This is a genomic window from Streptomyces sp. NPDC043861 (assembly GCF_056435905.1).
In genome coordinates, this window is the sequence record NZ_JBWKDP010000023.1 from 1 (window position 1) to 12,801 (window position 12,801).

A 12,801-nucleotide genomic window follows, 5' to 3' on the forward strand; every position below is an offset into this window, starting at 1 on the left:
CCCGCGGAGCGGGTACCACATCGCTGCGCGATGTGCAAGCGAACACCCGCGCTGCGCGCGGGTGTTGCGCTCACGCTCCGCGTGAGCGCTGGCGGGTGGCTGCGCCACCCGCTCACCCCTCTTGCTGCGCAAGAGGGGTGACGGTCCGTCCGCTGCGCTCCCGGACCGGCGGGACTACGTCCCACTACCAGGCTTCCGCTTCGCTCCAGCCTGGCCGGCGGGTCCGCTGCGCTCCCCCGCCTGACGGCCCTTCCGGCTGCGCCTCCAGAACCGTTGGGGCCCGCTGGCGCGGGGCCGGGCTGGCTGCGAGGGGTGGGGGTCGCTCGTTCGTGTGAGTTCCAGTGTAGCGCGCGCATCAGATTGATGCAGCATGTACCGTTGGCGGAAACACGAGATACCCCCCAACCACTCGGGCGGGATCGTGAAGGAGGGAAGACTTGAATTTGTTGAGCGTCGAAATGCGCCTCAAGGCGCGGGAGGAAATCCATCATGAAGTTACCGGATTGACGGCGGAACAGATCCACGAACGGCTGGTGGCTGCGCGCGGCATGGAAAGCCGCGCGGGTCAAACAAGTCCGCTCAGTACGGAGGAGCGGCTGGCCGCTGTTCGGCGGAACGAGCTGAGGCGCATCTGGACCTTGATGGGCGGCACGGCGTGGGACGCCCACTCCCCCGAGAACGACGCGCAGGCGGACCGCTGGCGCCAGGCGCTGCGGGACCGTCAGCAAGGTGCGAACGGTGGGGCGGTGGAGTCTGACTCCGGGCTGATCCGCTATCGGATCGTGGCGCAGCGGACTGACCCTGCGCACCCCGGAGCCTCGGTGGTGACGAACTACACCTACGCGCGGTCCGTTGAGGAGGCGGTGACGAAGGTGCGCCGGGCGAAGGAGAAGCCAGGTGGCCTGTACGGAGACCAGGGCCTGTACCGCGTTGTGGAGGCCGTCGAGGAAGGCCCGCAGAGCGAGGCGCGCCAACTGCAGGGAGCTCGCGGGCGGTTCCTCACTGCGGTCATGGACGCCGCTGTTGCTGCGTTGGACGACGAGTCGGTATCTGCGCGCCCGGAGCTGGTCGGTGTCCTGTCCGAGTTCTTCTTCGACACCGTCTTCACTCGCGCCATCGTCTCCCCCGACAGTGGAGAGGAGCACGCTCAGCTGTACGCCAGGGACGGGGAGGTCCTGTCCCGCTTGCTCCTGGCTCACCTCGCCGACCACGGCATGGACCTGGTGGAGGCCAGCGCCCGCACCGGCGAACTGTGTTCCCTGCCCGATCGGCACACGGGTGTCAGTCGGCCTTCCCTTCGTGGCGAGGAGAGCGAGGCGCCGGCGGAGCTCATCGAGCGCGTCCTCGCCGTGTGTGAGCAGCACTACGCTGCCGTGACCGGCACCAGCTTCGAGCAGTGGGACCAGGAGTCGTCCCGAGAGCTCGTGGACATCGCCCTGCGGACCGTGCACCTGGCGGAGCCGGATACCTACCCGCAGACGCTGGACGCGTACCTGCACGAGCACCGGGCGCAGCTGGAGCGGCTGTGGGGCCGCTACGGGCCCGGCGGCATGTTCGCGGGCGAGCTCGTGCTGATCGACCTGCCCGGCTGCTTCGCACTGTGCGAGAGGATCGAGACAACCCCGCTCTGGCTCGAAGGGATCTGGGCGAAGCACGGCCAAGAGGAAACCGCGCTGGAAAGGCTTCACGACAGCTGGCTGTACGACACGGGTGAAAAGGACGGTCGATGAGCAGGATTCCGCTCAAGAAACACCAGATCGACCAGAAGTCGGCCTTTCGTAGGTGGGTCGGATTCCCTGCAAGGTCATCTGTGCCCCCTCAGGGTGCCCATGGCACGATCGTGTCAGCGACCGGCTCCGGAAAAACGATCATGGCCGCCGCGAGCGCACTGGAGTGCTTCCCGGACGGCCGGATCCTCGTGACCGTGCCAACCCTGGACCTGCTCGTTCAGACCGCCCAGGCGTGGCGGGCCGTGGGTCACCGCTCCCCCATGGTCGCTGTGTGCTCGCTGGAGAACGACCCGGTGCTGAACGAACTGGTGGTGCGCACCACCACCAACCCGATCCAGCTCGCCCTGTGGGCCGGGTCGGGGCCTGTGGTCGTGTTCGCCACGTACGCCTCTCTCGTGGACCGCGAGGACTTCGACGACCCGACGGGCCAAGGGCGCGTTCGTGGGCCGCTGGAGGCCGCTCTGGCGGGCGGAGAGCGCCTGTACGGGCAGCGGATGGACGGTTTCTCGCTCGCCATCGTGGACGAAGCCCACGGCACGGCAGGTGATCTTGGGAGGCCGTGGGCGGCGATCCACGACAACGCCCGCATCCCTGCCGACTTCCGGCTGTACCTGACCGCGACCCCGCGCATCCTCGCAGCGCCCCGCCCGCAGAAGGGCGCAGACGGCCAGGAGCTGGAGATCGCATCGATGGGGCAGGACTCCGAGACCTACGGGCCGTGGCTGGCCGAACTGGGGCTTTCGGAGGCGATCGAGCGGGGCATCCTCGCCGGCTTCGAGATCGACGTGCTGGAGATCCGCGACCCGTCACCGGTCTTCGGGGAGTCGGAGGAGGCGCTGCGGGGCCGGCGCCTGGCCCTGTTGCAGACCGCGCTCCTGGAACACGCGGCCGCCTACAACCTGCGCACCGTGATGACGTTCCACCAGAAGGTGGAGGAGGCCGCCGCCTTCGCGGAGAAGCTACCCCAGACGGCCACGGAGCTGTACGTCAACGACGCGTCCGGCGACGACCTGGCGGCCGCGGAGGAGCTGCCGAAGTCGTCGATCGACGCGGAGCTCTACGAGCTGGAGGCCGGCCGCCACGTCCCACCGGACCGGGTGTGGGCGGCATGGCTGTGCGGCGACCACCTCGTGTCCGAGCGGCGCCAAGTGCTCTGGCAGTTCGCCAACGGCATCGACGCGGCCGGCCGCCGGGTACACCGGGCGTTCCTCGCCAGCTGTCGCGTGCTCGGGGAAGGTGTCGACATCACCGGCGAGCGGGGAGTCGAGGCCGTCTGCTTCGCCGACACCCGCGGCTCCCAGGTCGAGATCGTGCAGAACATCGGCCGGGCGCTCCGCCTCAACAAGGACGGCACCACCAAGGTCGCGCGGATCATCGTGCCGGTCTTCCTGGAACCGAGCGAGGACCCGACCGACATGGTCGCCTCCGCCAGCTTCCGCCCCCTCGTAGCCGTGCTCCAGGGCCTGCGCTCCCACGATGAGCGCCTGGTCGAGCAACTCGCCTCCCGCGCCCTCACCCACGGGCGGCGCAAGGTGCACCTCCGGCGTGACGAAGACGGGCGGATCGTCGGGGCCGACGGCGAGGTGGGCGAGGACCAGGAGCAGGACGACATCGACACCGCGGCCGAGTCCGCACTGCTCCACTTCTCCAGCCCGCGCGACGCCGCCACGATCGCGGCGTTCCTGCGCACGCGGGTGTACCGGCCGGAGTCCCTGGCATGGCTCGAGGGCTACCAAGCCCTCATCCGCTGGCGCAGGGAGAACCAGATCACCGGCCTCTACATCGTGCCCTACGACACCGAGGTCGGGGTCGGCGTCACCAAGGACTTTCCCCTGGGGCGATGGGTGCACCAGCAGCGCAAGGCGCTGCGCGCCGGTGAACTCGATCCTCACCGCAAGGAGCTGCTGGACGCGCCCGAGGCCGGGATGGTGTGGGAGCCGGGCGAGGAAGCATGGGAGGCCAAGCTCGCCGCGCTCAGGTCGTACCAGCGGGCCACCGGGCACCTCGCGCCGCGACAGGACGCGGTGTGGGGCGAGGGCGAGGCGATGGTGTCCGTCGGGCAGCACATGGCCAACCTCCGGCGCAAGGGCTCGAAGAATGGTCTGGGCAAGGACCCGTATCGGGCCGCCATGCGCGCGGCGCAGCTCAGCGCGATCGACCCGGACTGGGACTGCACATGGCCGCTGGACTGGCAACGCCACTACCGCGTGCTCGCTGACCTGGTCGACGCCGACGGCCACCTGCCCGACATCGCACCCGGGGTGCTGATGGACGGCGACGACATCGGGCGGTGGCTCCAGCAGCAGCGCAAGCCGGGCACCTGGGAGCAGTTGTCGCCCGAGCAACAGGAGCGGCTGTCCACACTGGGCATCAAACCGCTCGAGGCGCCCTCTCCCGCCCCGCCGGCCAGGCGCGCGACGAAGGGCCCGAGCAAGGCACAGCAGGCGTTCCAGCGCGGCCTGACCGCCCTCGCACAGTGGGTAGAGCGGGAAGGACAGCGGCCAGTGCCACGCGGCCACAGTGAAGAGATCGAGGTCGACGGCGAGGCGGAACCGGTGATCGTGAAGCTGGGCGTATGGATCTCGAACGCCAAATCGAGGCTCGACAAACTCACCCAGGACCAGTTGGATGCGCTTGCTGCGCTGGGCATGCAGTGGGCGGGCGCGGCACCGGCGCCGACCACCCATACCGTCCCCGCTCAGCCCACGCTGGGCGGCTCCGTGCGGCCCGCGCCGCCGAAGCGGCTGCCGGTCCGGCACCACCATGACGAGTGCGACAAGACGCTGTACGACGGCGGCATGTGCACCTGCGACCTCATCGAGCGATTCGGGCCGCCCTCCGAGCGGGAGGACTCCTACTGAACAGGAGGGGACAGAGGTGAGGGGTCGGGTGGGAACTCCAGCTTCTCCACCTCCAGCTCCCCCGCCTGCGGCCAGCGCTCGCCGTCCTGCAAGCCGACGTTCATGCCGCTGGGCTGGAACCATCCGCCCACGTACCGTCCTGCCGCAGCGTCCAGCCGCGGAAGTAGCTGCGGGTCCAGTGCCGTAGGAGGACTCGGCCACAGCCGCGATACCAGCCCCTGTTCCTCCAGTGGATGCCTGACGTCGATCAGCGGGTGGAACAGCAAATGGAACACCATCCGTGCGCCGGCGCCGTTGCTGCCCAGTGGGCTGAAGCCGAGCGTGGAGCTGCCGGGACGGCCTCCCGCCCCGTCCTCGCGGTGCACTCTCGAAGGCATCGAGAACAGATCGATGGCAGGAGGCGCCAGCGGCTTCGTGTCCTCGTCGACCACCGCTACCCACAACGACACATCAGCGGGCAGCCGACCGGTCTGACGCATCTGCGGCAAGAGGTCCGGCGGGAGCGACAGAGCGCTCTGCTCATGCCTGTCGGCATACTCGTCACGCCACTGCCGGACCTTCTCCCGCTCCATGTGCCGGGCCAGGGGATGCCGGTACAGCAGAAGCGTCTTCACCGCCCACCGGGCGACAGCGGTGACGTCTGGTTCCCCGATGGGCGCCAGATGGTTGAGGAGCGCTTCCACCGGGCGCTGGGCCTCCTCCTCGAAGGTGAGGTTCAGCCACCCGTTGCAGTTGTTCCGGCTGCCGTCCCCGCACACCGGAAGAAGCACCCGCTCGATGTTCTGATACCGCGCTACTGCTCCCCCGCGTGCCTTGAGTGGCTCTCCTCCTGCCCAGATGGTGAACGGCCCCTGCCCTTTCCACCGATTGAGAAGCCACCGAGGCAGGACATGCTCGCCCTGCCCACTGGCTGGTTCGTGGCAGAACACGCAGGTCCTGCTGGCCGTCATGACAGGTCCTCCAGCCGGGCGAGCAGGCCGGCAGCGGTGGCGACAGCCGCGACAGCGTCAGCGCGGGTCCAGGTGAAGTTCTCCGTGGTGCCCGTGTCGTCGTGCGGGGCGCCGCTGAACAGGTTGTAGGCGCTCTGGATGAGCACCGCCCAGCGCTCCTCCTGGTCCCGCTCTGCTGGTTTCTTGCCCGCCGCCCGCGCGTTGACATTCTGGGTGTCACATGCCTCGCGTACGGCGTCGAGGGCCTGGCGGGCAAGCGTGACGGTGTGCTCGTAGCGCTGGTCGCGGATCGCAGTCTTCGCCTCACGGATGCGGCGTGCCGCGGTCGCACGGGCCTCCACGGTCGTGATCGGGACGAGGACGTCGACGAAGGCGCCGGCGTCGGCCTGGGCGAGTTGGTTGCTCCAGGCCGCGTGCGGGATGCGGATGTTCTCATTGTCGGAGGCGACGGGCCAGTGTCGTGTCTCCGCGAGGCCGGTCAGAGTCAGGTCGGCGCGCAGGGTCAGGTCGGCTCCCGCCCGGGTCTTCTCCAGACCGCGCAGCTGTTGGTCCGTCACGCTGGTCTCGAGCGTCAGCGTCGTCGTGAACGGCTTCAGGCCGATGGGACCCGGAGCGTGCAGGACTCCGACCCAACTCGCGGGACTGGGCAGGTCGGACGTCCAGAGGTTGCCGGAGACGAGGAACGGCGCGTCTTCGGTGTATTTGTCGTGGGCGGTCACCTCGAAGCCCAGGACAAGGCGGTGTACGCTCCAGCCCTGCAGGAGGCTGGCGTTGTGCTGCGTGCGGATGTTGACGGTGTAGTCGTTCGAGCCGAATCGGAAGTTGGCCATCGTTCCTCGCCTGGTTCAGGTCTTGTCTGATGGTGGCAGGACCCTCCGCCCCAGCGGCAGCGGTTTTCAGGAGGTGAGCGGGTTCTCCCGGACCGGCATCCTTCACGGGCGTCGCGTACGCGGCGTCGTTTCGGCGTCAGCGACGTATCCGCCAGGGCGGGCCATCGTGGTAGAGCCCCGTCGCCTCGTGTGGTGATGGCCCGTCGTAATGGAGGCGACAGCTTGCACGTGCTGGCGAGATCCTTGCCGTATGGCATGGGAAGTCAGGCAGATGATCAGCGATCAGGAGTACGTGGCGAGGATCCGTCGCCATCGACCAAGTGCACTCATGCCGCTCATCGCGCTGGCATCGGCGACGTACAGCCTGGGTGCGTGGCGGAAGAGCCGGAGCACCTTCAAGTACGTGCCCTGGGCGCTGGCCGACGTTGCCCGTGTGTCCCTGGCCTGCGGCAACGAGTTCCGAAACGACGCGTCTGGACAGGATCTGGAAAGGATCCTGGAGATGTACACACAGCTGGACGACCACTTTGTCCGGGAGACTGCCGATCTGGACTCCCTGGAGCGGTACTTGCTGCGTACGTCCGGTGAGCAGCTGACCTTGCAGGAGTCGCCGTATCAGAACCTGGCCCGCGCTGCGGCCATGATCACGCAGACCACTGCAACCCGCGTACCCCGGTGCCTGCGTCCCGGCTGGGACGAGGATCTGTTCGGCACGAGTCTGTCGAACTACATCGGGATCGCCCAGCTCCTGTGGGCGTCTGCCCTTAAGTGCGGCGGCCGGTTCGACCCGGCCTGGTTGGAAACACCCGGAATGGCACCGGTACTCGAGGTCATCCCGGCCGCCACCTTCACCGCCGTCACCGAGGCTCACTTTGTAACCGACGCCACCGCCTTCAAGGAGGAGAACAAGGCAGCCCGACTGACGTCTGATCCGCTGCGGCGACGGTTCGAGTTCAACCCTCTGCGCGGCAAGCCCTTCCTGCGCGGGTACGGGCCGGGATATCTGGCTCCGGTGTCGGATCTCATTCCGGACAAGGGGAGCCCGCTCGGCATCTACTACACCGGCGTAGCCCGCTACGGCAACGCGTTCACGCAGGATCTTGGCGATCTGTTCGAGGCCTACGTCGGCCGACAGCTCGACCTGTGGCCGGAGGCCGAGGTCGTCCCCGAGATCATCTACGGCCGGGACAACAAACGCAGCGTCGACTGGATCGTCGTCACGGACGAGCTTGTGCTGCTGGTGGAGGTGAAGTCCGTTCGGCCAACCCAGCATCTGCGTCTGGCCACCGACAGGCGTGTCGAAGAGGTCCGCCGGATGCTCGGGCGGGCCTACGAGCAGATCGACAACACCGCCGCCCTGATCCCGAGCCGGCAGAAGGAGTTCACGTCAATCCCCGCCGACCGTCCCGTCCAGGGGCTGATCGTGACCATGGAGCCGTTCCACATCGTGAACGCACCCTTCCAACGTGCCCAGCAGCCCAGCACAGCGGTCCCGGTGTCGGTGTGCAGCGCCGGCGACTTGGAGAACATGGTCACCATCACCGACGCCCCCATCGGCCGTCTCCTGATCGAGCGTGCCAGCGACCCCCAACGCTCCACCTACGGACTGAACGAAGCCTTTGCAGGGCACACGCGTACCCGGAACCCTGTGCTGGACGAAGGCTGGAACAGCTACCCCTGGCGTCGTTCGGCAGACCGGCATTCGCCCTAGCCGGGCCTGCCACCCGCTGACTGCCCTCCCGAGCAGCCACCCGGACCAAGTCGAAGAAGCAGCACTGGGTGACGATGATGCACGGCCCCAGCAACTCCGCGAGCGCCATCGTGGGCGCGTCGTCCGAGTCGCCATGCGCGGCACCAGTGGGAAGCTGGAGGGGCTGCGCAGATGGGTCCGAGAGGGGACACGTGAGTGACGAACAGCATGGCGCGTGGTGGATTCCGGATGCGCCGGCCCTGCGGGTGCCCGGGTCGCTGACCCGTACCGAGGACGGGTGGCGGTTGAACCTCATCGGCACCCTGATGGTGGACTCGGGTGGCTGGGACGGCCTGCACCTTGTCCCACCACACACCATCTGGGGGTCCTGCCACGGGGTTCCGTACACCCTCCTGCAATGCTTCCTGGACGACGACGTACAGGGACCAGACCCCAGCTTGACTCGCAGTGCCAGCGACCAGTGGACCATGACGTGGCGCGTCGGACGGCTTGTACGTGGGGGTGAGGTCACCGAGGCGACTCGCTTCTCCGCAGCGGAGTTCGAGATCACCGGTCTGCCAGCCTGGTGGCCTCCGAGCGGGCTGCGTGGCCCGCAGGCGCGTTCCGGGGCCTACACCGCGCCCGACGACGTGACCATCCCCCTGGACGACGGAACGATCAGCATCGGAGTCCGAGAAAACCGCCACTTCGGCCGCCGGGTGAGATCCCTGCGTGAACGCGTGGTGGTCAGGGCCGACAGGAATTCAGGCTTCACCCTGGACCAGCTGGAGAAGGAGATCGTGGGCCCCATGCGGGCCCTGGTCGCCATCGGGGTCGCCGAGCCGGTCAGCGTGTTCAACCTGCGTGTCGTACCCGAAGATCCCCTCACGGAAGACGGACGGCCGCATTCCCTCGCAGTCGACCCTCACGACGGCGAGGAACCCGAAGAACCTGCGCCGACGATGCACGCCCCGCTGCCACTGTCCCCTTCCCTGGACGGCATGCCATCGTTCATCCCGGCGTGGCTGGCGCTGGCCCACCGCTGCTCCGTTCCGCTGGACGCGGTGGAGCCCCACCGACGGTCCGGGTCCCTGCAACTGCAACTCCTGGACGTCGTCAACGCAGCCGAGACACTCCATCGCGCTCTTCACGAGGAACCGGCGGATCATCCTTTCGCGGAGCGCGTGCGCAGGGCGCTCGATGACGCTGGAGGCTTCAACGCTGCCCAGCGCCGCGACGTACGTGACGCAGTCAAGGTATTCATGGGCATCACGCTGGAAAAACGCCTCCTGGTCCTGGAGCCGAAGAACTCGGGCCCGAGGTGTGCCAGTGGCTCTTCAACGGCACAGTCAAACCGTGGGCCTATGTGACAGCCCGCATCCGCAACGCACTGAGCCACGGCTTCACCGCCCCCGGCGGAGTCCACGAAGATCCCGGGACCCTCGCGGGCGCGCTGTACCTGACCGAGGCCGTCATCACGCTCCGGCTCCTCACCGAGGCCGGCCTGCCCACAGGCACGGCCCTGACCACACAGCTCGACAGGCACCCCGGAATGCGCTCCCTGGCCAAGCAGAGCATCGCAGACTGGCCCGCACTGGCCCACCGCATCAGCCCAAACCAGTGGCCGCAGCCCCAACCCGAACGCCCAGAGGACCAATCGGCATCATCAGAGAGCACGGGTGAGATGCCGCACGGCGCCCAGGGCAGCCCGCAGTTGGCGGAGTGACGGGCGCGACAACACCTTCGCCGTGCACGGGGCCGACTGTGTGGCCCCGCCACGCCCCATACCCAAGCGCCGGCAGGCAGGCCAGGCCGATGCCGAGCATGATGTGGTCGACGGGGCTCGCGTCTGTTCGGGATCTACAGGTCGAACTCGAGATGCTCAATGCTGGTGAAGCGGACCTCCTCCAGCTGGCCGGCGCGACGGCCGCTGTCCTGGAAGTACACCTCCTTAAGCGCTTCGGCGGCGATCTGCTGGAGCTGCTGGTCCGTGGCGCCGTGCTCCTGCGCGTCGAAGAGGCGGGCGGCGTGCCGCGGCGGCAGAGCGACCGTCAGGTGTCGGAGGCGGTCCTCGTCCGTCGTGCCGATCGGCGCGGTGTAGCCGATGCGGGCGCGGGTGTCGATGACGATGCCGCCGGTGGTCGCCGCCTTCTGCCGCGCCTTGGCACGGATCTGCGGCTGCCACCGCTTCTTCACCTCGCGCTCCAGGCGGGCGGCGAGGTCCGGGCGGGGCTTTTTGATCTGGTCCTTGACGTACCGTTCGACGGTGCGCTGGGAGATGCGCAGCATCTGGGCGACCGCCCTGGTGCCCTTGAGCTGCTTGACCAGGTACCGCATCTGCGCGGGCGCGCTCTTTGGCGCCGGGCGAGTGAACGCCTTCTGCACCGCGGCGTCCAGGCCGTCCCCGAACATGCTCATCGCGCTCTACCTACTCCCCGGTTTCCAGGTCGGTGACGGTGCCGTCCTTGATGTACCGGGCGAGGTTGAGCTCCGGGGCGTTGAACTGCTCGCGCACGCCCTCGCCCCACAGCACAGTCTGGGTGCCCTCGTGCTTCACCAGCCCGGGGTTCACGCCGAGCTTGAAGCCGCCCGGCAGCGGCTTGCCGTCACGGTAGGGCAGGAAGTCCAGCGGCGACGGCCCGTCGGACGCGTAGACGGCGCAGTCCGAGAGGACGGCCACCGGGTACTGCCCGGTGAACGCCGCGTGCTTGACGATCTTGCGGTGCATGTTGATCCGGGTCCGGGAGATGACCGCGGCGCGGATGTCCGGGCGCCAGGTGGGCCGGGCAAGGGCCCGCCACGGCTGCCCGGGCTTCCAGCCCTCCCCGCGCGGGCGCTCGCGCAGCTTGCCGATGCCGCCCTTCACGGTCGCCTTGATCGCGGACACGACGATCGCCAGCTGGGGGTCACGCCAGCGGTAGCCGTCCATCGCCGCGAGGAACTCGGCTGGCGGCATGTCGGCGTGCACGCCGAGGTCGGCCATCGTGGCGAGGTAGGCATCGCGGAGCCGGTTGTACCAGGCGTCCAGGTACCGGCCGTTGTCGTAGCGCACCCACGCCTCGATCGGGCGCACCTCGTAGCCCAGCTCCACCGCGTACGCCACCGTCGGCGTCGCGTACCAGGCCGGCCCCTCCGGGCTCTCGCCCTTCGGCGTGAACGGACCGGGCAGCAGGCTCGCGTCCAGGTCCGCCCACTTGTCCTTGCCGACCTTCACGCGGGACAGGTCGACGTGGGAGAGGTCGATGAGCCAGGAACCGGGCAGTTTCGCGTCGAAGACGGGGTTCTTGGCGTGCGTCGGCGCGCCCAGGCCGACCGTGAGGCCGTTCGCGCCGGCCGCGAAGGCCATGTTCACATCGATGCCCACCAGATGAGGGCGCAGGCATTCGGCGTCGGTGAGCGGGCGCGCCCAGTCGTACGCCTCCTCCACCAGGACCTCAGCCGGGGTGCGCTGATGGAAACGCGGCAGATCGGCGAGGAGCGGGTGCCCGTCGGGGGCCTCGCACGGCGCGCAGTCCACCGGATCCTTGCCCAGCGAGCCGGGATTGTGCTCGGAATGCCGCCTGCCGTCCGCGTCCGGTTCGGAGGCGCGGGTCGGCGGGTGCAGGGCGGTCATCAGCTCCAGGCCTGTGACGGCGGTGGAGCCGCGCGGTGTCATCACCCGGGCCGCATAGGTGCCCAGGAGCCGCGCGAGTTCGGCCGGCGGAAGCTGGGCAGCATCGGCCCAGTGCCGGGCATCGAGCGCATCCCACGACGGGATACACAACTGCACGCAGGATCGCTCCGAGCCCTGCGCGGGGCGGTAGATCCTCGCCCACGGCCCGAAGCCGCGCTTGGTCAGCTGCCAGTTGGCGCGCGTCAGCTGCTTGATGACCTTGTGGCCCTCCGGAATCCGGCCAGCCAGGCGCTCCTCCTTGGTGAGCGTGGTGGGCAGGCCGTAGTGCTCGCACGCGGCCTCGGTCAGCACGATCAGCGGGTCGGCATCCTTGCCCGGCCCCGACAACTTCGGCTGACCGAGCCGCCCTTCGCGCAGCGTCCACTCCACCAGCGCGGGAAGCGACTTCGCCGGTACGTCCAGGACCAGGCCGCCGACGCAGTACGCCAGCACCTCACCATCTGCGTCGACGTCGACGACCGCAAACGGGCCATTCTCGAAGCGCGGATCGGTGCCGGCCTCCGTCGTGCCTGCGGGGGCAGCCTTCCGAGCGACTGGACGGCGCGACGTCGGCCGGGTCGTGGCCGCCGGACGCGGTACAGCGGCAGGGGCAGGGGCAGGGGCAGCGGGGCGGAGTGCGGTGTTCGCGGGCTCCGCAGCCGGGCCTGTGGGTGCGGAGCGGGCTTGGGCCGGTTCAACTGCCGATGGCGCAGGAGCGGCCGCAACAGCAGGCGTCTCAGGGATCGCCGTGTCCTCAGAGGGCACCGGAGCGTTGGCGGGGTAGAGCTGAGCGAGCTGCTTGAGCATGCGGGCGTATGCGTCGCGCTCCGGCGGCCGCGGCTCGGTCTTGCCGGCCTCCCAGCCGCTGACCGTCGCGCGCCGCACCTGCAGTGCGGCAGCCACCTCGTCCAGCGTCAGGCCGTGCGCCTGGCGCAGCCGCTTGCGTTCCGCCGGGGGCGGCAGCGGGGAGCGGGACGCGATGAGCGCGTCGACCGCGTCGAACAGCTCGGACATGCAGCACCTCCTGACCCGCAACCCTAGCGTGAAGCGCACATTTCGCGTACCAAGAGCGTACGGATGACGTAAGC

At 68.9% G+C, this 12,801-nt stretch carries 9 protein-coding genes; 5 read left to right on the forward strand and 4 right to left on the reverse strand.

All coding sequences use genetic code 11. From position 1 onward, the window contains the following. Positions 1-437: 437 nt before the first annotated feature. Positions 438-1,730 (forward strand): hypothetical protein, encoded by a 1,293-nt coding sequence (locus AC068D_RS34845; protein ID WP_478827157.1) that lies wholly within the window; start codon positions 438-440, stop codon positions 1,728-1,730. After that, positions 1,727-4,591, forward strand: coding sequence for a helicase associated domain-containing protein (locus AC068D_RS34850; RefSeq protein WP_478827158.1), 2,865 nt, complete (start codon positions 1,727-1,729; stop codon positions 4,589-4,591). The genes AC068D_RS34845 and AC068D_RS34850 overlap by 4 nt, the downstream gene beginning before the upstream one ends. Here the strand turns inward: AC068D_RS34850 and AC068D_RS34855 are convergent. Together AC068D_RS34855 and AC068D_RS34860 are read right to left on the reverse strand one after the other, a co-directional pair. Further along, on the reverse strand, positions 4,585-5,361 hold the full coding sequence (locus tag AC068D_RS34855; protein ID WP_478827159.1) for a hypothetical protein: 777 nt from the start codon (positions 5,359-5,361) through the stop codon (positions 4,585-4,587). The genes AC068D_RS34850 and AC068D_RS34855 overlap by 7 nt on opposite strands. Before the next feature lie 176 nt (positions 5,362-5,537). Continuing rightward, positions 5,538-6,371, reverse strand: coding sequence for a hypothetical protein (locus AC068D_RS34860; protein WP_478827160.1), 834 nt, complete (start codon positions 6,369-6,371; stop codon positions 5,538-5,540). Between the two features lie 250 nt (positions 6,372-6,621). Between AC068D_RS34860 and AC068D_RS34865 the strand changes: the two genes are divergently transcribed. From AC068D_RS34865 to AC068D_RS34875, 3 genes are all read left to right on the forward strand, one after another. Next, positions 6,622-8,082 (forward strand): hypothetical protein, encoded by a 1,461-nt coding sequence (locus AC068D_RS34865; protein WP_478827161.1) that lies wholly within the window; start codon positions 6,622-6,624, stop codon positions 8,080-8,082. 191 nt (positions 8,083-8,273) lie between these two features. Next, positions 8,274-9,431: an ApeA N-terminal domain 1-containing protein gene (locus AC068D_RS34870; protein ID WP_478827162.1), complete on the forward strand. Its 1,158-nt coding sequence runs from the start codon at positions 8,274-8,276 to the stop codon at positions 9,429-9,431. After that, a complete protein-coding gene (locus AC068D_RS34875; protein WP_478827163.1) occupies positions 9,428-9,787 on the forward strand; it encodes a hypothetical protein in 360 nt (119 codons plus the stop codon). The genes AC068D_RS34870 and AC068D_RS34875 overlap by 4 nt, the downstream gene beginning before the upstream one ends. A 134-nt stretch (positions 9,788-9,921) precedes the next feature. Here the strand turns inward: AC068D_RS34875 and tpg are convergent, their stop codons facing one another. Together tpg and tap are read right to left on the reverse strand one after the other, a co-directional pair. Then, positions 9,922-10,479, reverse strand: coding sequence for a telomere-protecting terminal protein Tpg (gene tpg / locus AC068D_RS34880; protein WP_478827164.1), 558 nt, complete (start codon positions 10,477-10,479; stop codon positions 9,922-9,924). A 10-nt stretch (positions 10,480-10,489) separates the two neighbouring features. Further along, positions 10,490-12,727 carry a telomere-associated protein Tap gene (gene tap / locus AC068D_RS34885; RefSeq protein WP_478827165.1) on the reverse strand — a complete coding sequence of 746 codons (2,238 nt, stop codon included), beginning with the start codon at positions 12,725-12,727 and terminating at the stop codon, positions 10,490-10,492. Positions 12,728-12,801 lie beyond the last annotated feature (74 nt).